General features: G+C 42.6%; 22 protein-coding genes. 18 read left to right on the top strand and 4 right to left on the bottom strand.

Going from position 1 to position 24,878, the window contains the following annotated elements; genetic code table 11:
* Window positions 1–54 precede the first annotated feature (54 nt).
* On the top strand, window positions 55–1,137 hold the full coding sequence (locus I8J31_RS03380; RefSeq protein ID WP_199466889.1) for a pectate lyase family protein: 1,083 nt from the start codon (window positions 55–57) through the stop codon (window positions 1,135–1,137).
* A 295-nt stretch (window positions 1,138–1,432) separates the two neighbouring features.
* On the opposite strand, the gene I8J31_RS03375 is transcribed toward I8J31_RS03380, so the two are convergent.
* Window positions 1,433–2,371 (bottom strand): DMT family transporter, encoded by a 939-nt coding sequence (locus tag I8J31_RS03375; RefSeq protein WP_199466888.1) that lies wholly within the window; start codon window positions 2,369–2,371, stop codon window positions 1,433–1,435.
* Window positions 2,372–2,509: 138 nt separating this feature from the next.
* On the opposite strand from I8J31_RS03375, the gene I8J31_RS03370 reads away from it, so the two are divergent.
* The 3 genes from I8J31_RS03370 (at window position 2,510) to I8J31_RS03360 (ending at window position 5,448) form a co-directional block, all read left to right on the top strand.
* Window positions 2,510–2,995 (top strand): Lrp/AsnC family transcriptional regulator, encoded by a 486-nt coding sequence (locus tag I8J31_RS03370; protein ID WP_199466887.1) that lies wholly within the window; start codon window positions 2,510–2,512, stop codon window positions 2,993–2,995.
* 27 nt (window positions 2,996–3,022) lie between these two features.
* A complete protein-coding gene (locus I8J31_RS03365; protein WP_199466886.1) occupies window positions 3,023–3,604 on the top strand; it encodes a glutathione S-transferase in 582 nt (193 codons plus the stop codon).
* A gap of 233 nt (window positions 3,605–3,837) precedes the next feature.
* Window positions 3,838–5,448: an ABC-F family ATPase gene (locus tag I8J31_RS03360; RefSeq protein ID WP_199466885.1), complete on the top strand. Its 1,611-nt coding sequence runs from the start codon at window positions 3,838–3,840 to the stop codon at window positions 5,446–5,448.
* An 84-nt stretch (window positions 5,449–5,532) separates the two neighbouring features.
* Here I8J31_RS03360 and I8J31_RS03355 read toward each other — a convergent pair whose 3' ends face one another.
* Window positions 5,533–7,170 (bottom strand): methyl-accepting chemotaxis protein, encoded by a 1,638-nt coding sequence (locus I8J31_RS03355; RefSeq protein WP_199466884.1) that lies wholly within the window; start codon window positions 7,168–7,170, stop codon window positions 5,533–5,535.
* A 377-nt stretch (window positions 7,171–7,547) separates the two neighbouring features.
* Between I8J31_RS03355 and I8J31_RS03350 the strand changes: the two genes are divergently transcribed.
* The 12 genes from I8J31_RS03350 to I8J31_RS03295 all read left to right on the top strand — a co-directional run bounded on the left by I8J31_RS03350 (window position 7,548) and on the right by I8J31_RS03295 (window position 19,466).
* A complete protein-coding gene (locus I8J31_RS03350) occupies window positions 7,548–9,449 on the top strand; it encodes a PhoX family protein (RefSeq protein WP_199466883.1) in 1,902 nt (633 codons plus the stop codon).
* 213 nt (window positions 9,450–9,662) lie between these two features.
* Complete coding sequence (locus I8J31_RS03345) at window positions 9,663–11,225, top strand: FMN-binding glutamate synthase family protein (RefSeq protein ID WP_199466882.1); 1,563 nt, start codon at window positions 9,663–9,665, stop codon at window positions 11,223–11,225.
* Between the two features lie 33 nt (window positions 11,226–11,258).
* Window positions 11,259–12,194: a 2-hydroxyacid dehydrogenase gene (locus I8J31_RS03340; RefSeq protein ID WP_199466881.1), complete on the top strand. Its 936-nt coding sequence runs from the start codon at window positions 11,259–11,261 to the stop codon at window positions 12,192–12,194.
* Between the two features lie 41 nt (window positions 12,195–12,235).
* The gene (locus I8J31_RS03335) at window positions 12,236–12,583 is read left to right on the top strand and encodes a 5-carboxymethyl-2-hydroxymuconate Delta-isomerase (protein WP_199466880.1); all 348 of its coding nucleotides are present in this window, start codon (window positions 12,236–12,238) and stop codon (window positions 12,581–12,583) included.
* Between the two features lie 43 nt (window positions 12,584–12,626).
* Window positions 12,627–13,607 (top strand): phospholipase A, encoded by a 981-nt coding sequence (locus I8J31_RS03330; protein ID WP_199466879.1) that lies wholly within the window; start codon window positions 12,627–12,629, stop codon window positions 13,605–13,607.
* A gap of 93 nt (window positions 13,608–13,700) precedes the next feature.
* Window positions 13,701–14,273, top strand: coding sequence for a hypothetical protein (locus I8J31_RS03325; protein ID WP_233402561.1), 573 nt, complete (start codon window positions 13,701–13,703; stop codon window positions 14,271–14,273).
* A 163-nt stretch (window positions 14,274–14,436) separates the two neighbouring features.
* Window positions 14,437–14,952: a phosphatase PAP2 family protein gene (locus I8J31_RS03320; RefSeq protein WP_199466878.1), complete on the top strand. Its 516-nt coding sequence runs from the start codon at window positions 14,437–14,439 to the stop codon at window positions 14,950–14,952.
* Complete coding sequence (locus I8J31_RS03315) at window positions 14,949–16,037, top strand: MJ1255/VC2487 family glycosyltransferase (RefSeq protein ID WP_199466877.1); 1,089 nt, start codon at window positions 14,949–14,951, stop codon at window positions 16,035–16,037. The genes I8J31_RS03320 and I8J31_RS03315 overlap by 4 nt, the downstream gene beginning before the upstream one ends.
* Window positions 16,038–16,267: 230 nt before the next feature.
* Complete coding sequence (gene folM, locus I8J31_RS03310) at window positions 16,268–16,990, top strand: dihydromonapterin reductase (RefSeq protein ID WP_199466876.1); 723 nt, start codon at window positions 16,268–16,270, stop codon at window positions 16,988–16,990.
* A gap of 65 nt (window positions 16,991–17,055) precedes the next feature.
* A complete protein-coding gene (gene folE / locus I8J31_RS03305; RefSeq protein WP_199466875.1) occupies window positions 17,056–17,775 on the top strand; it encodes a GTP cyclohydrolase I FolE in 720 nt (239 codons plus the stop codon).
* Between the two features lie 128 nt (window positions 17,776–17,903).
* Window positions 17,904–18,182 carry a hypothetical protein gene (locus tag I8J31_RS03300; RefSeq protein ID WP_199466874.1) on the top strand — a complete coding sequence of 93 codons (279 nt, stop codon included), beginning with the start codon at window positions 17,904–17,906 and terminating at the stop codon, window positions 18,180–18,182.
* Window positions 18,183–18,257: 75 nt separating this feature from the next.
* Window positions 18,258–19,466, top strand: a complete 1,209-nt coding sequence (locus tag I8J31_RS03295; protein ID WP_199466873.1) for an MFS transporter — start codon at window positions 18,258–18,260, stop codon at window positions 19,464–19,466.
* A gap of 5 nt (window positions 19,467–19,471) precedes the next feature.
* Here I8J31_RS03295 and I8J31_RS03290 read toward each other — a convergent pair whose 3' ends face one another.
* A complete protein-coding gene (locus tag I8J31_RS03290; protein WP_199466872.1) occupies window positions 19,472–20,683 on the bottom strand; it encodes an MFS transporter in 1,212 nt (403 codons plus the stop codon).
* Between the two features lie 222 nt (window positions 20,684–20,905).
* Between I8J31_RS03290 and I8J31_RS03285 the strand changes: the two genes are divergently transcribed.
* Complete coding sequence (locus I8J31_RS03285; protein WP_199466871.1) at window positions 20,906–22,114, top strand: MFS transporter; 1,209 nt, start codon at window positions 20,906–20,908, stop codon at window positions 22,112–22,114.
* A 26-nt stretch (window positions 22,115–22,140) separates the two neighbouring features.
* On the opposite strand, the gene I8J31_RS03280 is transcribed toward I8J31_RS03285, so the two are convergent.
* Window positions 22,141–23,085, bottom strand: a complete 945-nt coding sequence (locus tag I8J31_RS03280; protein WP_199466870.1) for a helix-turn-helix domain-containing protein — start codon at window positions 23,083–23,085, stop codon at window positions 22,141–22,143.
* A gap of 203 nt (window positions 23,086–23,288) precedes the next feature.
* Here I8J31_RS03280 and exaC point away from each other — a divergent pair, with 203 nt between their 5' ends.
* Window positions 23,289–24,806, top strand: a complete 1,518-nt coding sequence (gene exaC / locus I8J31_RS03275) for an acetaldehyde dehydrogenase ExaC (RefSeq protein ID WP_199466869.1) — start codon at window positions 23,289–23,291, stop codon at window positions 24,804–24,806.
* Window positions 24,807–24,878 lie beyond the last annotated feature (72 nt).

Here is a 24,878-nt window from a genome sequence, read left to right as displayed (position 1 = left end):
TTCAGCTTATTGTTGTTAAGCATAACGTCAAATAAAAATAAAAAGGACTTAAATATGGATATCAGCTTGACTAAAAAAACCTTAAAAACCGCCGGATTAGCGTCTTTGGCCTTGGCGTTTTCGCCACTCTATGCCGCTAGCTTAGAAGGGTATGCCACGCAAAATGGAAATACCACTGGTGGTGCTGGAGGGAATGTCGTTTACGCCACAACCGGGACGCAAATTAACCAGGCGATGTGTGAACGTGCTGACGATGATACGCCTCTGATTATTTATGTTACTGGGGTGATTAATCACGGCAATACTGAAAAAGTGAGCGGGAGTTGCGATACCAGAGATAATGAAATTCAATTCAAACGAGTGAAAAATTTATCTTTGATCGGTACCAGTGGTGGTGCTCTTTTCGACGAAATTGGCATTCATTTACGTGAAGCTTCTAATATCATTCTGCAAAATCTCCATATACGTAATGTGAAGAAGTCGGGTAGCCCAACTTCAAATGGTGGTGATGCGATTGGTATGGAAAAAGATGTATATAACGTTTGGGTAGACCATAACTTCTTAGAGGCATCAGGCGGTGAAACATCTGGCTATGACTCCTTGCTGGATATGAAAAATAATACCCAATACGTAACTGTGTCATACAACCATTTTTACCTTTCTGGAAGAGGTGGCCTAATGGGGTCAAGTGATAGTGATGACCAAAATGGTAATGTGACTTTCCACCACAACTGGTACGACACTATTGATTCACGTATGCCGTTATTACGTCATGGTACGGCCCATGCTTATAATAACTATTACAATGATATTGCCAAATCAGGTATGAACCCTCGAATTGGGGGTTCTATCAAGGCTGAAAATAACCATTTTGAAAGAGCAAAAAACCCTATTGGTACCTTCTACACCAATGATATGGGCTATTGGGACATCAGTGGTAATATTTTCGAAGATGTTACCTGGTCGCCGGCTAGTAAAGAGCATCCAGCAGGCCCTAACCCTGTCTCCACGACGTCAATTAGTATTCCATACTCTTATCAGCTAGATGCTGCTAATTGTGTGAAAAGCATCGTCATGCAAAGTGCAGGATCACAAAAAGGCTTGAAAACCTCTAATGGTAATTGTGGCGTTCACTAAGAGGACTAATCCTCATTAGGATGTGAATAGCATAAGCCATTCACAACCGTCCTATTAAGAGGCATGTATAGCATGCCTCTTTCTTTATGCAAGTTTCTAGTTAAGCCCCAGAATGATGGCTGCGCATTATCAAAATGGGGTCTTTGACATTGCTATCATGTCTGGTTAACAGTGCCACAGCAGATAATCAAAAATTCAACCTGCCCTAGTGTTATTCGGTAAAAGCATGACCCATTACTAAGGTAAGCATGAGAAGGAGATTTGCTGAACCTTAGTAGGCTTATGTGCACCTTCCTTATTTAGAGTGCGCTTCTTTCTTCGCCAAGGAAATAAATACTATACCTAACAAGATGGTCAGTGTGCCAAGGGCAAGAGAAGGCGTGAGTTTTTCATTTAGAACAATTAAGGACAACACTAACCCCACCACAGGAACGCCCAGCATAGAAAATGACATGTTGGTACTTGATAGCCAACGGCTGGCTGTGTTCACTGCTACAAAGCAGAAAGCCGTGGCGAGCGGCCCAACGAAGAGCAAAACCAGGCTAAATTCTTTTATCTGACTTATGTGCAAAGGGCCTTCACTCCAAGCAGCCAAAGTGCATAAGGGGATGGCTGCCAGCAGCATTTGCCATGGGGCCAGTTGGTACACTGTGGCTTTGCTGTTGGAGTATTTTAAATGCAGGATGCAACTAGCCCAGCATAACGAGCCGCCAAGTAGCATGGCATAGGGCAAAATATCTTCTAAAGAGTGAAAGTTTAGCGAAGCGGGGTTGAGCAGGACGACTATGCCTATAACACCGCTAATAAAACCGATTTTTTCAGATCGAGATAGGCGCTCGCCAAACAGTAAAACCGCTGCTGGTGTAACCCAAAGTGGGGTGGTATAAGCCAATATCGCAGAACGTCCAGCGTCAATTTGTGTCATGGCAATCGCGCCTAGGGCGGTAAATAACATCATTTGAATAAGACCAACACTCATCACTAAGGGCAGGTCTTGCTTACTAGGTAGTTTGAGTTGGCCTAGCCAGATTTGTATTGCAAACAAACATAGGCAGCCGGTCAAAAACCGCAACGCAGAGAACCACAAGGGGCCTACGAAGTTGAGACCATACTTCATCATGGGCCAGTTTGCTCCCCAGATAAAAATGGCAATAACCAGTAGTATGGTAGCAAGCATTTTGCTCGATAGGGTTAAGCCTGAACGTCGATGTAGCATAGCGACTAGAGCTGCCATTTTGATCTCTCTTATGATTCGATGAGGTATGGCTTAATGATAAGGAAAAAACGGTAATGAGTTATTCTTATATTTGCTGCAAAAAGTATTTATTTAGTGTATTTATTCTTTAAAGTTTTCAAATAAAGGAATAAGTTCATGGCTTCACTGGATAAAACTGATATTTCTATACTTAATGAATTGCAAGAGAATGCGCGTATTACCCATGCGGAGTTAGCCCGGAAAGTCAACTTGTCTACCACGCCTTGCTTCAATCGCGTCAAAGCCATGGAAGCATTAGGTTTGATTCGCCAACAGGTGACCTTACTGGAAGCGGATCGTTTAGGACTGACTGTGAATGTCTTTATTCATGTAAGCTTAGAAAGGCAGGTTGAAGATATTTTGCAAGGCTTTGAAAAAGCCATCGCGAATCGTGCCGAAGTGATGGAATGCTATTTAATGACAGGGGACGAGGATTATTTACTTAGGGTCGTGGTGCCTGATATGAAAACCTTAGAGCATTTTATTCTTGGCTTTCTTGCCAAAATAGCAGGGGTATCCAATATTCGTTCTAGTTTTGCCTTAAAACAAGTGCGCTATAAAACCGCCTTGCCTTTACCTGAACAAGGTGTGTCTATTACATAGATAGACAAATACATAAGGGGAAATACTATGCAGTTAGTTGTAGGCACTTTATCCACTTGGTCATCACGAGCTTGGATCTGTAGTCAGTTAGCGGGTGTTAAGCTTGATCTTATTTGGATCGATTTAAGCAAAAGTGGTTATAAGACAGAAGTGCTGAAATATGCTCCTACAGGCTTGGTTCCTGCCTTGTTGGATGATGGCTTAGTCGTGCATGATTCTTTAGCCATTGTCGAATATTTAAATGAACTCTCTGGTGGTGCTCTGTACCCAGTGGATTCATCGCAAAGAGCGATAGCCAGAAGTTTATGCATGGAAATGCATGCTGGCTTTATGAATCTAAGAAGCCAATGCCCGTTCTCGTTGGGTGCTGTCGCGCCTTTAGTGGACATCAATGACAGTATTCAGATAGAAATTAGTCGTGTTGAGGCGATTTTCTCGCAAGCTAAGTTGCCTTTTATGTTTGAACAAGCAGGTGCTGTGGATGCGTTTTACGCCATTTTGGCTTATCGACTACAGTCCTATGGTATTGTATTAGAAGGAAAAGCGGGTGAGTACCAGCAAAGTTTATTGGAATGGCCGCTATTGCAGCAGGCTATTAAGCTTAGATAAAAATTGGCTCAGTTATTTTGATAGGATAAAACGGTTATTAGAGACATCCGAGTTATCTTCTCTACTAATGGTTTTATCTACAAAGTAGATACCTCCACAAATACTACTTTTAGCCCTCGACTTTAGCCGTGTAAGTCTCTATATTCGCACCCCATTTGTGTTTATATTTTGTACGCTTTTTAGCAAGACAAGTGTAAACGGCTTTCAATTACTCTTTATCTCAGGACTCTCTTTTGATTTCCACAGCGAATATCACCATGCAATTTGGCGCAACGCCACTGTTTGAAAACATCTCCGCAAAATTTGGCAACGGCAACCGATACGGTTTGATTGGCGCGAACGGTTGTGGCAAGTCTACTTTTATGAAAATTCTGAGTGGAAAACTGGTTCCAACCTCTGGCAACGTATCTATTACTGTGGGTGAAAAGGTAGGTACCTTGAGTCAGGACCAGTTTGCTTTTGAAGAGTATTCCGTCGTGGATGCTGTGATCATGGGCGATACTGCTCTGTGGAAAGTAAAGCAGGAACGTGATGCTATTTACGCTAACCCAGAAATGAGCGAAGCAGATGGCATGCGTGCTGGTGAATTGGAGGCCGAGTTTGCTGAAATGGATGGCTACAGTGCGGAAAGTCGCGCTGGCGATATCTTGTTAGAAGCGGGCATTGCAGAAGAATATCACTTTGGTTTGATGAGCCAAGTTGCACCGGGTTGGAAACTGCGAGTCTTGTTAGCACAGGCCTTGTTCGCTAACCCAGATATCTTGCTACTGGACGAGCCAACCAACAACTTGGATATCCATACCATTAATTGGTTGGCTGGTGTGTTGAATCAACGCAAATGCACCATGATCATTATTTCCCATGACCGTCATTTTTTGAACTCAGTGTGTACTCACATGGCAGATATTGATTTTGGTGAGTTGAGAATTTACCCAGGTAACTACGAATACTTCATGGAGGCTTCGTCTTTGATTCGTGAGCAGTTGCTGACCGAAAATGCAAAGAAGAGTGCGGAAATGGATGACCTTCAAGCTTTCGTAAACCGTTTTTCTGCCAATGCATCGAAGGCGAAACAAGCCAGTTCCCGTGCTAAAAAATTAGAAAAAATCGAATTGTCAGAAGTGAAGCAATCGAGCCGTATGACACCTTCACTTAATTTCAAACAAGATAAGAAACTGCATCGCCAAGCATTGATTTTGGAAGATCTCGGACATGGTTATGAAGAGGACTTGCTTTTTACCGGTGGCAATATGATTGTCGAAGCGGGTTCAAGGCTGGCCATTATTGGTGAGAATGGCGCTGGAAAAACGACTTTTCTGCGTTGTTTAATGAATGAGTTGGACGCAAAGCAAGGTGAGATTAAATGGTCAGAAAATGCCGTGATTGGTTATTGTCCGCAGGATAGTTCCGCAGATTTTGATTGTGATTTAACCTTGTTTGATTGGATGTCTCAATGGCGTACGGCGAAACACGATGACTTGAAAGTTCGTGCTATGTTAGGCCGTTTACTGTTTACCGCAGATGACTTTAATAAAAAAGCGCGTGTTTGTTCTGGTGGTGAGAAAAATCGCCTTTTATTTGGTAAGTTGATGATGATGGATCTCAATGTATTAATTATGGATGAGCCAACGAACCACATGGATATGGAAGCGATTGAAGCGCTTAATAATGCTTTGATGGATTTTGATGGCACCTTGATTTTTGTGAGCCATGACAGAGCTTTTGTGTCGTCATTGGCAAATCGTGTCATTGAAATAAAAGATCAACAAGTAATTGATTTCCAAGGTACTTATGATGAGTACTTAGCGAGCCAGCAAGAGCTACGTTTGGTTGCCAACGGCTGATATTAGATCGTTCGGATGAATGTAAAAAGCCAACAACTTAGTGTTAAGTTGTTGGCTTTTTTGTGTGTTTCACTAGGCGAAGCTTTAAAGCTTGAAGGTCGCCATCACTTCTTGGGTTTGGTGGGACGTTCTCGCTAATGCGTCGCTGGTTTCATTATTTTGTCGTACCTGTAGGCTTGCCTGATTGGAAAGCTCTGAGATTTCTTCGTTGAGGTGATTGAGTTTTTGTACCATATCACTTTGCATGGTGACACTTTGAATTACCGTGTTGCTGGCCTTGTTTATGTCATCAACTGATGCGGCAATTTCTTGAAGGTATTGGGTCGTGAGAGCAATCTCTTCTGTGGTTTTTTTAGATTGCTGGTGGCTTTCTGTGATGCGTATTTCAGCTTCTTTAGCGCCGCTTTGCAGTTTACTTATCATGGCCTGAATTTCATCGGTAGACGCCTGAGTACGACTTGCTAGACCTCGTACTTCATCTGCAACAACGGCAAAGCCTCGTCCCTGTTCGCCTGCCCGTGCGGCTTCGATGGCGGCGTTAAGAGCCAATAGGTTAGTTTGCTCTGCAATAGCGCTGATGACGTCTAGTACCGAGCCGATGGTTTGCGATTGCTCGGCAAGTTGTACTACAGTTTTTAAGCCTGCATCCAATTCATTGGATAGTTTATCGAGAGACTGCACCGTTTGCTGAATAGAGTCTTGCCCCGTTTTGGTTTTATCCACTGTTGTTTGGGCTGAAGTAATAGTCGATTGGGTGCTTTCGATGACTTCGTCTTTAAAGCTGTCTACTTCTCTTATGGTGTCAGCCATTTGAGTAAACATACCTTCACGCTGCTGCGTGATAGCTTGCGTTTTTGACGCTACCGATTTTAGCTCTAGACTCTTTTCTTCTACTTCTTTATTGAGAGAGACCGCCTTTGTGAGGGTCTGGGATAAGCGTTCAACAAAGGTATTGTAAGAAGTGGCAATTTGGGTTAATTGGTCATTACCCGACTTTGGTAAACGGGCTGTTAGGTCCCCTTCCCCGTCAGCAATGTTTCCTAGGGCGTTTTGTATCTGACGAATAGGTAAGAGAATAGAGCGCACAATGACAAAAGAAATAAGTAGGGTGATAAGAATAATGATGGCGCTGATAATGCCAAGTCTAATGGCTTCCTGTTGAAATTGGGTGTCTACATCATCTAAATAAACACCAGAGCCAAGAATCCAACCCCAGGGCTTAAACCCCTGAACATAAGAAATTTTTTCAACTGGGTTTTCACTACCGGGTTTTGGCCATAAATAATCGACAAACCCCGCGTCTTGAGCTTTAACGACTCTGACGAATTCTGAAAAGAGTTTTTTGCCATTGGGGTCGGCTAGGTTTGATAAATCTTTGCCATCGAGTGCCGGTTTGACCGAGTGCATTACTACGACAGCGTTGTAGTCATTGATCCAAAAATATTCAGATTTTGAATAGCGTGTGTCTTTTATGGTTTCCATGGCATAGCGTTGCGCATCAGCTCTGCTGAGTTCACCTGATTGCTCAAGTTTATAAAAATGGCTAAAAACGCCTGTAGCGGTTTCTACAACATGTTTTGTTTGAGCGTATTTTTGATCCAATAAAGATTGTTTGTTGACGGTAAGCGCCATATAAACAACTAAAAACAGCCCGATAGAAAAGAAGAAAACCAAGCTGGTTAGTCGTAGGTTTATCGGGATTTTACGTAGTGTATTTATCATAAGATAACCTTTTTATTGTTGAGCTCTTTGATTGTCGTCAATGATATTTGATATTTAAACTGGTATATGTCGTTTTTTTGTTATTTCTGTTGTTTTTTTATTGATTTTACATTATTAGGGCGACGTTCTTAGCTTTGTATCGCATTGCGTTAAGAATATACAAGTCCATTTCTCTTTCCTTAGCTCTATCCTGAGCGGCTTTTATTAGGTGTTAGTTATATAAACTTTATTTATATAACCATAATGTTATTGAACTGTCATTTCTATGTCATGTTTTATCTTTAAATTAATTGTTTGCTTCCTTTTGCAGGGGGAAGTTATTCACAAGCGTAAGCTTTATTGAGCAAGCATAATTTATTGAATAACAGGGCAGTATTATGAATATTAAACATAAGAATGAATTGAGCTTTGATGAACTGGATGAGTTAGTCCGTCCAGCACCGGAAGTGGTTGAGTTTGAAGAAGTAGCCCATAAGATGGTCTCTCGTCGTGGTTTTTTAGGTGGCGGTGCCGCCGTTGGAGCTAGTGCTTTTGTTATGGGGTCTACAAGCCTAGCAGCAGGTAAGGCGTTAGCAGCGGATCAGACTGAATCTCGTCTTGCCTTTAGTATGGTGAAAGCCAATACCCTAGATACAGTTACCGTGCCAAAAGGCTACAAGTGGGAAGTGCTGGTTTCCTGGGGCGATCCATTGTTTAGTAATGCACCAGCATTAGATACCAGCACAGGCGGTACAGGCGCTTCTCAAGAATTGGCCTTTGGTGACCATAATGACGGCATGGCTTTTTTCTCGAAAGATGGCAAGCAAGTCATGGCGATCAATAACGAATACACGAATGCAAAAACCTTACATGCTAACCGTGAAGGCGGTATGCCAACCACTGCGGATGATGTGCGTAAGAACAAAGCGGCACATGGCGTGTCTATCGTTGAAGTGGATAACCGTGGCGGTCACTGGGGCATAGTGCAGGATTCACCTTATAACCGTCGTATTACTGCGGATACAGAAATGGATATTACGGGGCCTGCCCGTGGCCATGAATGGCTGAAAACATCAGCAGACCCTAAAGGTTTAGTTGCTAAAGGGACTTGGAACAACTGTGGTAATGGCCAAACCCCTTGGGGCACTTATTTAACCTGTGAAGAAAATTTTAATGGTTACTTCACGGCCAAGGACAAAGATTACAAGATGCCTGAAGCGTTTAAGCGTTACGGTGTCAGTACGAAAGGTCGTTATGATTGGGCGTTGGGAGATGAGCGTTTTGATCTTACTAAAGAGCCCAATGAACCCAATCGTTTTGGTTATGTGGTTGAAATCGACCCATTAGATCCGACTTCTCGTCCTAAAAAGCGTACGGCTCTTGGTCGCTTTAAACATGAAAATGCAGAGTTAACCATTGCGTCTGATGGTCACGTAGTGGTGTATTTAGGGGATGATGAACGTGGCGAGTTTTTATACCGTTTTGTATCCAAGCATAAGTATCTGGCCGGTGGTAATAACCGTGATTTGCTAGAAGAAGGTACCTTGTATGTGGCTAAATTCCATGACAATAATCGTGGGGAATGGCTAGCATTAACACCTAAAACAACCGGTATGACAGATGCTGAAATTTCTATTCATACTCGTATGGCGGCTTCTAAAGTAGGGGCAACGACCATGGACCGCCCAGAATGGGTAGCAGCGAACCCTAATAAAGTAGAAGTTTACTGCTGTTTGACCAACAACAAAAATCGTGGTGTGAAGCCAAATGCGGGTGGTGATGCCACGCCTGCTGGTGGCCCGAACCCACGAGTGAAGAATAACTTTGGTCAGATCTTACGTTGGAAACCCATGAATGAAGATCATACTAGTAGTGAGTTCAAGTGGGATTTGTTTGTGATGGCCGGTAATCCAGCGGTGTATGATGATGCGAATGCTGGCTCACAGAATGTGAATCAAGACAATATGTTTAATTCTCCTGATGGTTTGAAGTTTGATTCTAAGGGGTTATTGTGGATTCAAACGGATGGTAATTACTCTAACCAGAAAGGCTTTCAAGGTCAGGGTAATAACCAGATGTTGGTAGGTGATCCAGAAACGGGTGAGATTCGCCGCTTCTTAGTTGGGCCAAAAGAGTGTGAGATTACTGGCTCTGCTTGGAATGCGGAACGTACTACTATGTTCATCAGTGTGCAGCATCCAGGTGAGAAAGGTAACTCCCATTGGCCTGATGGCGGTCAGTCTGTGCCTCGTTCTAGTGTTATCGCGATTTCTCGTGAAGATGGTGCGGTGATCGGTTAAGACTTTGTACCTTTAAGTAAAACCGAATAAGTAAAAACCCCAGTATGAAATTCATGCTGGGGTTTTTGCTTATCTATTGCTCTAGTTAATCACCGCCACTTGGCTTTCGTGTGACAGATAATAACCATGTTTTTCATGATTGGTGCGAGAAATAAGTTTGCATGTGGCGTAGTCTTCTGTGGCTGTGCTTTTATATTTTAGAGGGGAATCGCTATGGATTTATTGTCTTCATTGGCAACATTAACACTGAACTGGGGGGCTTTCTTTTTTGTTTTTTTATTACTTGTCTTAGTGGTTTCCATTGCCGTTATGTACTGGGTAGATACGCATCAGACTGCTCATACTATAAGACGAAACTATCCAGTGGTTGGACGTTTTCGTTACTTTTTTGAACACCTGGGTGAGTTTTTTCGTCAGTATTTTTTTGCGATGGATCGAGAGGAGCTGCCTTTCAATCGCGCTGAACGCTCTTGGGCTTATCGAGCCGCTAAAAAGGTTGATACGACCATTGCCTTTGGCTCTACTCGTACCCTTGAAACACCGGGAGATATTTTCTTTTTAAATTGCGCTTTTCCTACCCTAGATGAAGATGCGGTTCAGCCAAGAGATGTTTGCATTGGCGAATACACTGCTAAGACCCCCTACAGAACTAATTCTGTGGTAAACATCTCAGGAATGAGCTTTGGTGCTTTATCGAAACCTGCGGTGCAGGCTTTATCAAATGGGGCTCGAAAAGCGGGTATTTGGATGAACACAGGGGAAGGGGGTTTGTCTCCTTACCATCTTGAAGGCGGTTGTGATTTAGTTTTTCAAATTGGTACGGCTAAGTATGGTGTGCGAAATAAAGAAGGGCATTTGGATGATGAAAAATTAGCAAAAATTGCAGCGCATGAAACTGTTCGCATGTTTGAAATTAAAATGAGTCAAGGAGCCAAACCTGGGAAAGGTGGCATGTTACCTGGTGAGAAAGTGACAGAGGAAATTGCGCATACTCGAGGTATTCCTGCTGGACAAGATTCTATTAGTCCAAATGGACATAGAGACATCAAATCGGTTGATGACCTTTTAAATATGATAAATCGTGTTCGTCAGGTTACTTCTAAGCCAGTGGGTTTTAAAATGGTGGTGGGAGATCTTAAATTTTTTGAAACCTTATGTGAATTGATACATAAGAAGGGCATTGAGTATTGCCCTGATTTTATCACCATTGACAGTTCCGATGGTGGTACAGGGGCGGCCCCTCAACCTTTGATGGATTATGTCGGAATGCATTTGAGAGAGAGCTTACCAATGGTCGTAAATATTATAACGGCCTATGGTTTGCGAAAGTACATTAAAATCATTTCTTCGGGCAAGTTGATTGTGCCGGGAAAAGCGGCTTGGGCATTGAGCGCAGGTGCTGACTTTGTGGTGACAGCGCGGGGTTTTTTGTTCTCGTTAGGCTGTATTCAAGCTTTGCAATGCAACAAGAATACCTGCCCGACAGGAATTACTACTCATAACCCAGAGTTGCAAAAAGGGTTAGTGCCACAGGTAAAATCTGAGAGAGTGGCGCACTACGTGGAAGGGCTTGTGCATGGTATCGGCATGATTGCCCATTCGTGTGGTGTGAAAGAGCCAAGAGAATTGAATCGCTCCCATGTTCGTATCATTGAAAATCAAAGCCGTTCGCAACTTTTCAACGAGATAAACCCAATACCGAATACCCGCCCTGAGTATATTAATATGGTCGGCTTTCATGATGCTGAAGCGTCATCTGAAGGGCGTCTACAGTGAGGGGCTTAACAGCATGTTAAAAGAGAGAAACAGATGATTCCTTTTGTGAGCCGAGCGAATGCCTCGAATCAATCTATTTGGATTGCAGCGTTATCAGCCTCGATGCCGAATGAGGTGGTTGTGCCTTTTTCCGAATTGACGGACGATCAAAGAATGCAGTGTGATTTGGCTATTGTTGCTAATCCGAGTCCTCAGGATTTATTGATGCTGCCTAATTTAAAGTGGGTTCACAGTGTTTGGGTGGGAGTAGAACGCATGATTAATGAGTTGGTTTCCCCAAGTTTTTCTATTGTTCGTCTTGTTGACCCTGAGTTGACTAATACTATGTCCGAAGCTGTGCTCGCTTGGACTCTTTTTTTGCATCGAGATATGCCCACTTATACACAACAACAAGAGCAGGTTATTTGGTTACAAAAGCCTATGGTACGAGCCAAGGATCGCCGTATAGGTGTTCTGGGACTAGGAGAGCTAGGGCAGGTTAGCGCTAAACGTCTAGTAGATAATGGCTTTTCTGTTTCAGGCTGGAGTCGCCGAGCAAAGCTGGTGGCAGGTGTTCAATGCTTTCATGGTGAAGACGGGCTCGGCCAGCTATTGAGTCAAAGTGATATTCTGATTTGCCTGTTGCCTTTGACGCCACAGACAAAGGGCCTGTTGGGTGAGAAAAACTTGTCTTTGTTGCCATTTGGAGCCGGTCTTATTAACTTCGCCAGGGGGCCTATTATCGATGATCTTGCTTTGCTTGATGCCCTTGAGCAAGGACATGTTTCCCATGCAGTATTAGATGTTTTTATGCAAGAGCCTTTGCCTTCAGATCATGTTTATTGGAGGCATCAAAATGTGAGTGTATTACCACATATTTCTGCACCGACTCACCCTCAAAGTGCCAGTAAAATTGTCGCAGACAATGTTCTTCGTTATCGATTGGATGCTAGTATTCCAGAGGCTGTTGATTTGAATCGAGGTTATTAGTCCTTACCCTTCATCTAATAAATCCAATAACAGGAAAAAAAATGCCCCATTGTATTGTTGAATATAGCCAGAATTTAGAACAAGAAGTACCACCGGCAGACTTGTTGGAAGCGGTGAAAAACGCCTGTCTTGCATCGGCACTTTTTACCGAAGAAGACGTTAAGCTACGTAGTTCTCCTTATAAAAGCTTTATGACGGCGGGTCGTGAAGATGCCTTTATCCATGTGACATTACGTATTTTGTCTGGGCGTACGACGGAGCAAAAAAGAGATCTTTCCCAGCGGGTATTAGAAGCCTTAACTGGATTCTCGTTAACCGAGGTTAGTTTCACGGTTGAAATATGTGATATGGAACGAGATAGCTACAGTAAAAAAGTGGTGCTTTCTTGAGACGGTAAGTCTTCTTTTTATGCTATTCAAAAGGTACCAACAGATGAAAGTCATTGCATGGTGTGTGATGTTTTTGCCTAGCTTACTTTGGGCACAGGGCGAAGCCGTATCAGCACCACATCAATCATCGTCGGCAGCGGCAAATTCTACCAGTGAAACGGAAGAGACTTATCGTCCAGAAGAGCCTCAAGCTCCTGAATCCATTGAAAAGCGTGCCCGTGATGCGAAAGGCTTGTTTGCCCAACGAGCGATTCGCGAGGCTGCTACCGTCGATAATCCCTTTGTTTTAACGCCCCATAAGCCGACTTATTTTTTGCCTATTAGCTATAGCAATAGCATGGAGGATGAAACGTTTTTAGGAGATAAGGCTGATACGGAAAGTTTGGATAACTTAGAGTTTACGTTTCAAGTGAGTCTGAAGTTTCCATTGGCTTATGGCATTGTCGGGCGTAATACCAGTTTGTGGGTGGGTTATACCCAGCGCTCATATTGGCAAGCTTATAACAGCAATATCTCCTCACCCTTTCGCGATACGAATTATGAACCTGAGGTTTTTATTTCGACCAAGCCTAAATGGGATTTGTTTGGCGTGAAGCCTGAGTATGTGATCTATGGCTTTGTACATCAGTCGAATGGACAGTCTGGTGAGTTGTCACGTTCTTGGAACCGTGTATACGCTGACATTTTATTTGAAAAAGGAAATACGGCCTTTTCTATTAAGCCTTGGTACCGCCTACCTGAAAGCAAAGAGATAGATGATAACCCGAATATCGAGCGTTATTATGGCTATGGTGAATTTAGCATGATACATATTATTGGTGACTACAGTATTGATGCCATGATACGCAATAATTTACGTCTATCAGGTAATAAAGGCTCATTGCAATTGGGTTTTAATTTTCCCTTATGGGGAAGGTCTAGGGGCTATGTTCAATACTTTAATGGTTATGGGCAATCTTTACTGGATTATGATCACCACACTCAGTCTGTTGGGCTTGGTATTATGTTGACCAATTGGCTATAAAATCCATACTGACATTTTTTTGTCATAAAGTTGTCATCGCTATGTCATTTTTTGCTTCTAAGGTAGATAGCAATTCAACCTAGGAGTACAACCATGAAAATGAAATTTCTTCCTGTTGCTGCAAGTGTAATGGCGCTATCTCTATTGACTGCTTGCGGTGGCGAAAATGCTAAAAAAGGTCATACACAACCTGTTGCTGAAGCGGCTTCTATGAACAATGAAGATTTGTATGAAGTGCATCATGAAGGTCGTATTTATGTGTTTGATGATCGCGCAACCTATGAGTCCTTTTTAGCGGTTGGAGAAACAACATTTCGTAAAGTTCATATTGGCGAAGGTCCAAAGGGCGAAACGATTGTATTCGGTCTAACGAGCGCAGATAAAAAGAAAACATCGGGCATTGCTTCTATTGATATGTATGAAGGCAAGTTAGCGGGTGCAGAGCCTTTTTATGGTGAAATGCGTGTAGAAGGTCGTATTTATGTATTTGGTTCTTTGAAAGAAATGAACTCGGCGCGTACCGTAGGTGAAGTGCCATTACGTTATACAGACATAGGTGCAGGGCCAAAAGGTGAGACCGTAGTATATGCATTGAATAGCAGTAATAAGAAAGTTAAGCCTACTGCAATGATTACTATGTTCAAAAAAATGAATGGAATGAAATAATAGATTTTATTCTAATATCTTGTTCTAAAAAGATAAAAACGCCTCGCTTTGTCGAGGCGTTTTTGCTTTCTATGATTGTCACAAAATTGTCATCAAAATGCCCCGGAACTGACATTTTAGTCCTTTATGTTGGGTTGTAAGACAACTCAATGAGGTGGCATAAATGAATATACTTCAAAATATACAGGCGTTTGATGTCCATACTTTCTACTGGTGTATGGCAAGGAAGCGTCGAGTTACTTTAACTAAGATTGGCCGTGCCGTTTCTTTTACGGCTGATGGCCCTTTATATGCCTTAATTGCCGCTATGTTATGGTGGGCAGGCTATGAAACATTAGTACTTGTTTTAGTCGGCGGTTTTTTATTAGAGCGGTGTTTATATTTTATTCTAAAGCATGGCTTTAAACGTAATCGCCCCGCCGATGCTCTGGAAGGCTTTAATAGTTTTATCATTCCGTCCGATCAATTTTCTTTTCCATCTGGGCATACTTCAGGTGCTTTCTTTGTGGCCTATTGTTTGAGTGACTGGTTCCCAGGATTAAATATTCTCTTATATTGTTGGGCTATTAATGTCGGCTGTTCTCGAATTTTTCTTGGGGTGCACTTTCCTACAGATACGGTCATGGGCGCTTTGCTAGGTAGTAGCTGTGCCATCCTTATGATAGGTATGCTGGCATGAAAATATTGTATGGTGTCCAAGGAACGGGCAATGGTCATATTACTCGCGCAAGGGCGATGGCCGCAGAAATGAAAGAGGCGGGTATTGAAGTAGACTTTGTCTTTTCAGGACGCCCAGCGAATGAATACTTTGATATGGAAGTATTTGGCAACTACCGTACCTTTGAAGGTCTCAGTTTTATTGCTCGTAATGGTCAATTGGATTTGTATGCGACGTGTCGTAATGCTCGATTTTTAACGTTATACCGTGATATTCGCCAGTTTAATGCTCGTGGTTATGATTTCGTTATCACTGATTTTGAGCCCATTGTGGCTTGGGCTGCGAAGCGTCAAAACATACCCTGTATCGGATTTGGTCATCAATATGCTTTTCAGCACGATATTCCTCGCTATAAGGGAGATCGTATTGCCCAGTTGATTATGGCTAACTTCGCTCCTGCGTCTACTCAGTTGGGGGCCCATTGGCATCATTTTGGTTGTCCTATTCTACCGCCACTCATTCATTCCAGTGAAACTCGTAATAGTCCAGATGCAGAACAGGTTCTAGTGTATTTACCGTTTGAAAACAGTGAAGCCGTTTTAGAGTGGTTGGAAGACGTGCCTAATTATCGCTTTCGAATGCATTGTAAGGATATTGAGCCGGGCGTGTATGGACATATCGAGATATTTCCTTTTAGTCGCCAGCGGTTCCAGCAAAACCTGAGTGAGTGTGAATCTGTATTGTGTAATGCTGGGTTTGAGCTAAATTCGGAAGCCTTGCAGCTAGGGCGGCGTATTTTAGTGAAACCTCTTCATAAGCAAATAGAGCAGCACTCTAATGTGATCGCGTTAGAATCATTAGGGCTTGCTCGAACCTCAGAGACTTTGAATGCTGATATTATTCAACATTGGTTGGAAAGTAGCCGCGTGGTGCAAATTTCCTATCCTAATGTTGCTAAAGCGGTTGTTGCTTGGTTACAAACAGGAGATGAATCGAATCTCACGGACTTATGTGCATCGCTTTGGGCACAAACCTCCAACACATATGGCATTGATTTTTCTTTTAAGACCAAATCACACCTTTGTGCTCAAAGAATTATGGCTTAAGCCATGATTCTTTGAGCTATCACTTACTTTTCTATATTCTTTAGCCGCTCATCTTTTCTATGCCGTTAGAAGTGAAGTAGATAACTAAGCCCATTTATAGTAAAAGAGAGTGATTAACAACAAAGTGATCCACTTGAAAGGTATTCACGTACGAGTCTCAGTTGCTAAAAAACGAGTCTTAGCGAATACTTTAGTGTTTCACAAGAGTGACTCAGCAGGAATGGCTTTAAATGACACGTAAAACACCTATTATTATTACTGGTGGAGGTCAACGTCTTGGGTTGGCCTGTGCAAAGGCTCTGGTGGCCCAGAATTACGAAGTGATTATTACTTATCGCACACCACGAGAAGACTTTGAACTGTTAGAAAACCAAGGTATTAGTTGTATTCAAGCGGATTTTTCAACGCAATTAGGGGTAGATAAGTTTATTGCTAGTATACAGCGAGACTATAAGGCGCTTGCTGGTATTATCCACAATGCTTCTGAATGGGTGTCTGAGAAAAACGCATCGGATACGGCTTTATTAATGGAAAAAATGTGGCAAGTTCATGTTTCAGCACCTTACCGTATAAATCTCGCATTTGAAGAATTATTATGTGCGGGTTCTAAAATAGAAGGTCAAGCAGATATTATTCACATGACGGATTATGTGTCTGAAAATGGTAGTAATAATCACATTGCCTATGCATCAAGTAAGGCTGGTTTAACCAATTTAACTTACTCGTTTGCTAAGCGGTTTGCTCCTCATATCAAGGTAAACGCTATTGCACCTTCGTTATTGATGTTTAGTGATAATGATGATGAGGAGTATCGACAAAAAACCTTGAATAAGTCTCTTCTTCAAAGGGAGCCTGGTGAGCAAGAGGGCGTGTTGGCGATACAATATATATTAAGTAGCCGCTATATAACGGGTCGAACCTTGCCCTTGGATGGAGGTCGGCATTTGGTGTAAAAGCTAAATGGACCTTTGAAAGCCTCCATAACATTTGAGAGGGCTAAGTAACTTAGGATGAATTTATGAAAACTTTCATAGCAGAAACAATTAAAGGAAATGGGCTTATCCTTTCAGAAGAAGTGATAAAAGGAACGAGTCCTGTTCTTTCAGAAACCGCAATAAAGGTACGCGAGGCCTTGGTCAATAGTGGCTTAGAGACGCCGATGATTGATAATGGACTCACAACCGAAGAAAAGTATTTCCGTATCAAGAGTGCGTTTACAGATATTGTGGAAACCTTAGGTTTAGACCTAAACGATGATAGCTTGTGTGAAACTCCCCACCGTATTGCGAAAATGTACGTAAAGGAGATTTTTTCAGGGCTAGACTATAGCCAGTTTCCTAAAATTACTGTCATCGAAAATAAGATGAAAGTGGATGAAATGGTGAAGGTGAAAGATATTAGTTTCACTAGCACTTGTGAGCACCATTTTGTGACTATTGATGGCATGGCAAAAGTCGCTTACTTGCCGAATGACAAGATTATTGGTTTATCTAAAATTAATCGTATTGTACGTTTTTTCGCTCAGCGCCCCCAGGTGCAAGAGCGTTTAACTCAGCAAATTTTAGTGACATTACAGGCTTTGCTGGAAACCGAAGATGTAGCCGTTAGTATTAATGCTGTTCACTACTGTGTGAAAGCGCGAGGTGTGATGGACGCGAGTTCATCGACGCAAACTACAGCATTAGGTGGTATGTTTAAACGTAGTGATAAAACGCGCGGTGAATTTTTATCGAATTGATTGATGGTTGATGTTGAACATAAAAAAAGAGCTATTTTAAGCTCTTTTTTTATGTTCAGAGTTTCGTTTTGTGAGCGGCTGGAGGCCTGTAGTGGATGTTATTTTAAGGTGTGTTTTAGGGGATAAGAATGAGTGACAGTAAAAAAGTAACTTGGTTTCCTGCAAAGAAGAATGGTTGGGGGTGGGGCAAGCCGAATACCTGGCAAGGTTGGCTTGTTTGGAGCTTGTATATGTTCGTTGTTATTGCGATCAGCTTTATTTTTGATCCCAAGGAGACGCTTATCCAATGGAGCATCTGGGTAGGCATTAGTACTTTTTTACTGTTACTTATTTATTACATTAAGGGGGAATCGCCCAGTTGGAAATGGAAGCGCATAGAGAGAAAAAAACATAAGTTGTTTAAGTGATTCGAAGTGAATTTAAAGATTTAAGTTTGATGTGGCGTTCGATTTAATAGCATAAAGAGATAAGGGGCGATTGTTATGCGCACATCGGGTATTTTACTCATCATTGCCTATTTAGGCTTCATTAGTTTGGGTTTGCCAGACGCTGCCCATGGTATTAATTGGCCTTTTGTAAAGGCTGAATTTGACGTCCCCATAGGTTGGTTGGGAATTGTCATTACTGCGGGTGGCATTGGCTATTTACTATCCAGCTTTTCGGTCGGTGTATTACTGGCTAAATTCGGCATCGGTTGGTTGTTATCAATCAGTAGTCTATTAGTGAGTATGGGCTTATTCGGCTTTGCAATGAGTAGTGACTTCTTTCTTTTTTCTCTATATGCCATTGTGATTGGAATGGGCTCTGGAGCAATTGATGCGGGTTTAAACTCTTATGCCGCCGAACATTTTACTGCCAAGCATATGAATTGGCTGCATGCGGCTTTTGGCGTTGGAGCAACGCTTGGCCCACTCATTGTGACCTTTGTTTTGGTACATGGTTTGCAAAATTGGCGTCTTGGCTATGGTGTTCTAGCCTGCATTCTTTTGCTGATGACAGCGGTATTTGTTTTTAGTCGGCATCTGTGGAGTAGTGATAAGCACCTGTATAGGCAAGTTGGTGAAGTTGCCCCGGTGGTTGTGGTTTCTCAACGACAGGCTTTAGCTCATCCCATTGTGCGTTTCCAGATAGCCTTTTTCTTCTTGTACACAGGGTTCGAAGTGGGAGTTGGGCAATGGGCTTTTTCTCTGATGACCGAGTCCCGTGGAATATCTGTGGCTAATGCTGGTATGTGGGTTGCAGTATACTGGGGGGCGCTTGCTTTTGGCCGTGCCATTTTTGGTTTTTTAGTAGAGCGTTTTGCGATTGATTCATTATTAAGGTTTTGCCTAATGGGGATGGTTTTAGGTGCCTTGTCATTTTGTATTAATACGACACCTTATGCGAGTTACCTAGGGTTAACCTTGATGGGATTTTGTGCTGCACCGCTTTTTCCTTGTATGGTTTCTCAAACTGCAAAGCGCATGGAGAAGGCCTATTCTACTCATGCTATTGGTTTTCAAATGAGTGGTGCCGTTCTGGGGGCGATGAGTTTGCCTTTTTTGAGCGGCTTGCTGGGAGAGTCTTTAGGGTTAACTTTATTAGGTGTGAGCTTTGTGTTTTATGCGCTTGGCTTATGGGGGATTTTTGAAATAATTCTGATTAAGTCTAAAGTGGTTAAGGTAAAAAATGACATACCTCAACCACTTTAAGATGGTCATTTTTCGGCTGTATGTAGAGTGTCTCGCTTTACTAGGTTGGGGAAAAGATACATCCATATTCCTACTACCGCTATGGTGCCGATACCGCCAACAATGATGGCCGGGACAACACCAAACCATGTGGCTGTGACGCCAGATTCAAAGTCCCCTAGTTGATTTGAACTGCCAATAAAAACCGAGTTAGCAGCGCTGACTCGCCCTCGAACTTCATCTGGTGTTTCAAGTTGCACAAGGGTAGAGCGGATAACTACGCTGATCATGTCAGAGGCTCCAAGTAAGATGAGAGCGCTCATAGATAAGATAAGATTTTCTGAAAGGCCAAATAGGATGGTAGCCACACCAAATACGGCTATTGCTGCAAACATGATTTTTCCCACGCTGTGCTCTAGTGGTCTTCGAGCAAGATAAATAGACATTAAAAGTGCTCCGAGAGCTGGGGCGCAGCGTAGTAAACCTAGCCCCCAAGGCCCTGTATGTAAGATATCTTTGGCGACAATAGGCAGCAATGCCGTTGCCCCACCTAATAAAACGGCGAACATGTCGAGAGAGATTGATCCAAGAATGGTTTTATTGCCACGGATATAAGACAGCCCACCCAGTAAATAGCTCAAATTAATAGGGGCCTTTTCTTGAGCCACAAAGTTGTAGCGTAAAAAGAGCAAAATAGTGCAAGAAACTAAAAAGCAGCTCATGCTAGAAAAGTACAGTGTTGTGGGCCCTAGTAGGTAAATAACACCTCCTAGTGCTGGGCCTGCTATAACCGAGATTTCACGAGCAGAGGCGATAGCGCTGACTGCACTGGATAGCATATGTTTTGGTACTAGGTTGGGCAGAATTGCTTGTGATGCTGGCATTTCAAAGGCACGAGCTGAGCCAAGTAGCGCGGCGCACAGATAAATCATATTGGCAGAAATACTGTCATTGAGATTGCCATAAGCGAGAATAGCGACCGTGCTTGCCATGGTGAAACGGGTGCAGATACAAATAAAGCGTCGATTGTAACGGTCTGCCACATGACCAACCACTAGAGTGAGTAGAAGTTGAGGAAGGAATTGACATAATCCGACCAAGCCTAATGCCATAGGGCTATTGGTGAGGTCATACATTTGCCAGCCAATGCCTACACTGAGCATTTGAAAAGCAAAGGAGGAGGCGATTTGCCCAATCCAAAAATGCACAAAGTTTGATTGTTTAATAAGCGATGACATAGCAGCCTTGTAGGAAGTTAATTGTCTAGATAATAGAAAAAGACAGGTTTGTCGTTAGCTAAAATGAACGGATATAAGGTATGGATTTGCGTATTAAAACCACAATCTTATTAGCATTCTATGCTACTTTGTTAATACATCAGGACTGTGTCCTTCGCTAATTTAGCGCCTTGTATTTTACCCCGTGTTTACTATCACTCAAGTTTGAATTAAGGATAAAAATTGAAGAGCTCAACTCCAGCGTTCAGCGAGCGTCTTTCTCGTTGGTTATTGTTATTGTGCTTGGTTCAAGTGGGCATTGGGCAGTCTTTTATTTTTACATCTTTACCGCCTATTGGTCGTGAAATTGGTCTAGCGGATGTTCGAATCAGTACACTTATTACCGCCGGTGCCGTTGCATTTATTGTTGCTGCATTCCTTTGGGGGGGAATTATCAATCGTATCGGGCGTGTTCGTTCTGTGATTATCGGAATGGGCAGTTATGCCGTTACGATAGCATTGACAGGTTTCGTTCTTCAGCAAGCTCTATTAACTGACTTATCAGCGGAACAAGCTTATTACAGTGTGTTATTGCTGAGGGTGGTTTTTGCGCTTGGCATTGCTGGGATTTTACCTGCTGTTCAAACCTATTTGATTGCTCATAGTGACGTTAGTAACCGCAGTGCTAACATCGCCATGATAGGGGCTTCATTTAGTATCGGAATGATAATAGGACCGGCTTTTGCAGCCTTATTGAGTGGTTTGGGTTTAACTGCACCTTTCTTTATTATCTCTTTTCTGGCTGGTATCGCCGCCATATTGGTCGTCCTATGCGTAAAGGATAAGAAGCATGTTCGTCAATTAGAAAAAAAGCCAATCATTAATTGGTTAAAGCAGCCTGTTATGCCTTTTTTAGGCATGTCCATTTTAGTGGTTTTATCCATGACTGGCGTACAGCAGATAATGGGCTTTTTGATACAGGACAGGTTTCATCTTGATGCGGCGCAGACAACGCATCAATTAGGCTTTGCCATGATGACCATGTCTTTCTTTAGTATTGTGGTTCAGATGGTATTGGTTCCTAGATTTCAGCTTGGAGTCGTCACCTTAATCTTTACCGGTGTAGGTATTGGTGTTTTATCACAATTGGCCTTTATCTTTTTAACCTCTTATTGGGGAATATTTATCGCCATGGGGTTGCTTGGTATGGGGTTTGGTTTTTTGTTTCCTGGGGTTGTAACGGCGCAAACCTTGTTAGTAGAAGATGATCAACAGAGTCGATTAGCGAGTATCAATGCTTCTATGCAAGGGATTGGAGCGGCATTAGGGCCTATTGTATTGGCTTCCTTGTATCAGTTGGGGGCTTCTGTGCCATTTATCGCATTAACCGCAACTCTTGCCTTTATGCTGATGGTTTTCCTTTATTGTCGGTCTCGACTTCTTCAAGCTTAAATGTCATTGCTAATAAAACCGCGCCTTTAATTCAGTTTCTTATGGACTGGAGGCGCTGCGTGTCTTCGCTCAACCTGTTTAGGTGAAATGCCAAAGTGTTGATGGAAGCGGCGGCTAAAATGGCTCAAGCTTAGGTAGCCTACCTCATAGCTTACTTCTGTCACTGAATGATGTTCTTGTAGCCTTTGATAAGCAAGATTCATACGGCGTTGGTGTTGGTATTCTAGAGGAGTACAGCCCAGTTGACGTTTAAATGTTTGGTAAAACCGACTGCGGCTCATGCAGGCAATTTTTGCTAGTTTTTCTGAATCTAAAGGCATGGTCAAATTTTGTTCTATCCAGTGCAAGACATTGGTTAATTCATTTGCATCAGGTGTATTCAGACTAAAGTGTAAGAGTGCATCTCTACCATGGTGTCTTAAAATTCGCGTCACTAATTCATTTACACCAAAATCGACCAATAAATCCCGATCAGGGTCATTTTGTATAAAGTCACTGGTCAGGCGGTCTAAGACCTGTTGTGTTGCCTGAGTATGTAAGGTATGCAATGGCTGGTTAGGGTCGATAATAGTACCAGAGGGCATTGATTTCACTAGGATGTCGTTCATTCGGTCACAAATTTGCGCGACCCTTTCTTTGGATATTTCTACCGTGAGACAGGTCGTTGGTTTGTCTAGTTGTGCTTCGGGGAAGTCGATAAAGACTTCTTGATCTGGTGCGAGAATGAAAGACTCGTGCGGAAGAAAGGATATGTCTTTTTGAAACTCGGTATGCATGACTTTCGCTCCTGTCACCATGCCGCAATATAATAAAGAGTCGGCTTTTAAACTGACTTTTTGTGCTTGCTCATAGGTATCGTAAATACTTAGCTCGGCATGGGGGCCAGCAAAACAGACGCGGTTTTCTACCAGTTGAGTTGCTATACGTTTTTGCCATAGTAATGGACTGGCAGCTGACATTGAACGACCCATGTTCACACCTCTTATATTTTTTGTTTGGCGTGGTTTATTTTATGTTGTTTCATCATCACTCTTGAAGGGCGTTGGGTCAATACTAATACTGGATCGTCAGACAAGTTTCATGGACTGACAGGCAAGTCTTTTTGTTTGATTTTTTCTAAAGTGGTAGGAGGGGTTAACCTCTGAAATAAAAACAACAAAAATGGAGAAACTTTATGATCTATGCAACACCAGGTAGTACAGGTAGCGTTATTTCTTTTCAAGCGGAATATGGCAACTTTATTGGCGGAGAATGGGTCACACCTGTTAAAGGTCAGTATTTTGAGAATATTAGTCCGGTAACTGGCGAAGTCTTTTGTCGTATACCTCGCTCTACAGAAGAAGATATTAATTTAGCACTTGATGCTGCCCATGCAGCGCGTGCCGCATGGGGGAAAACATCAGTCACTAATCGTTCTAATCTGTTGTTGAAAATTGCTGACCGTATTGAGCAAAACCTTGAAGCGCTCGCGGTAGCAGAAACTTGGGATAATGGTAAAGCGGTACGTGAAACACTGAATGCAGATATTCCATTAGCAGCAGATCATTTTCGTTATTTTGCGGGCTGCTTGCGAGCTCAGGAAGGCACGACTGCGGAGCTAGATGAAAATACCGTGGCCTATCACTTTCATGAACCGCTTGGTGTTGTTGGGCAAATCATCCCGTGGAACTTCCCTATTTTAATGGCCGCTTGGAAATTGGCGCCTGCTATTGCCGCAGGTAACTGTGTGGTATTGAAACCTGCAGAGCAGACTCCTGCCTCGATTCTAGAGTTGGTCAAAGTTATTCAAGACCTGCTTCCTCCAGGCGTTTTAAATATTGTTAATGGTTATGGGGCAGAAGCGGGTCAAGCCTTAGCTACCAGTAAGCGTATTGCTAAAATTGCCTTTACTGGTTCCACTCCAGTTGGCTCTCATATTCTAAAATGTGCTGCAGAAAATATTATTCCTTCAACCGTTGAGTTGGGTGGCAAATCACCAAATATCTACTTTGCCGATGTAATGGAGCAAGAAGAGGCTTTTATTAGTAAGAGTATTGAAGGTTTGGTTCTCGCTTTCTTCAACCAGGGTGAGGTTTGTACCTGTCCTTCTCGTGTTTTGATTCAAGAATCAATTTATGACGAATTCATAGCTTTAGCCATTGAGCGCACGAAGAATATTAAACGTGGAGATCCTTTAGATACGGATACGCAGGTGGGGGCCCAAGCCTCTAAAGAGCAATTTGATAAGATCATGAGTTATATCGATATAGGTAAGAAGGAAGGTGCAGAGCTATTGATCGGTGGTGATGTGGCTTCGGTTGATGGCTTTGGTAAGGGGTTTTATGTCCAGCCAACCATGTTCAAAGGCTCTAATGAGATGCGTGTCTTCCAAGAAGAAATTTTTGGCCCTGTGATCAGTATTACGACCTTCAAAGACGAAGCCGAGGCGTTGGCTATTGCTAATGATAGTGAGTTTGGTTTGGGGGCAGGGGTTTGGACACGAGATACGAATCTTGCTTATCGTATGGGGCGTAATCTAGAAGCGGGTCGAGTATGGATGAACTGTTATCATCAGTATCCTGCCCATTCTGCATTTGGAGGTTATAAAAAATCAGGTGTGGGTCGTGAGACTCACAAAATTGCATTAGAGCATTATCAACAAACTAAGAATATGTTGATTAGCTATGATGTGAATCCGCTCGGTTTTTTCTAATAACTTTGCTTAAAACGCGCAAAAAAAAGCCAAAAGACATGTCTTTTGGCTTTTTTATAGCTGATGAATCGC

This window comes from Marinomonas transparens, assembly GCF_016463975.1.
In the GTDB taxonomy this organism is placed as follows: domain Bacteria; phylum Pseudomonadota; class Gammaproteobacteria; order Pseudomonadales; family Marinomonadaceae; genus Marinomonas; species Marinomonas transparens.
This window is presented reverse-complemented; position numbering and strand designations above follow the sequence as displayed.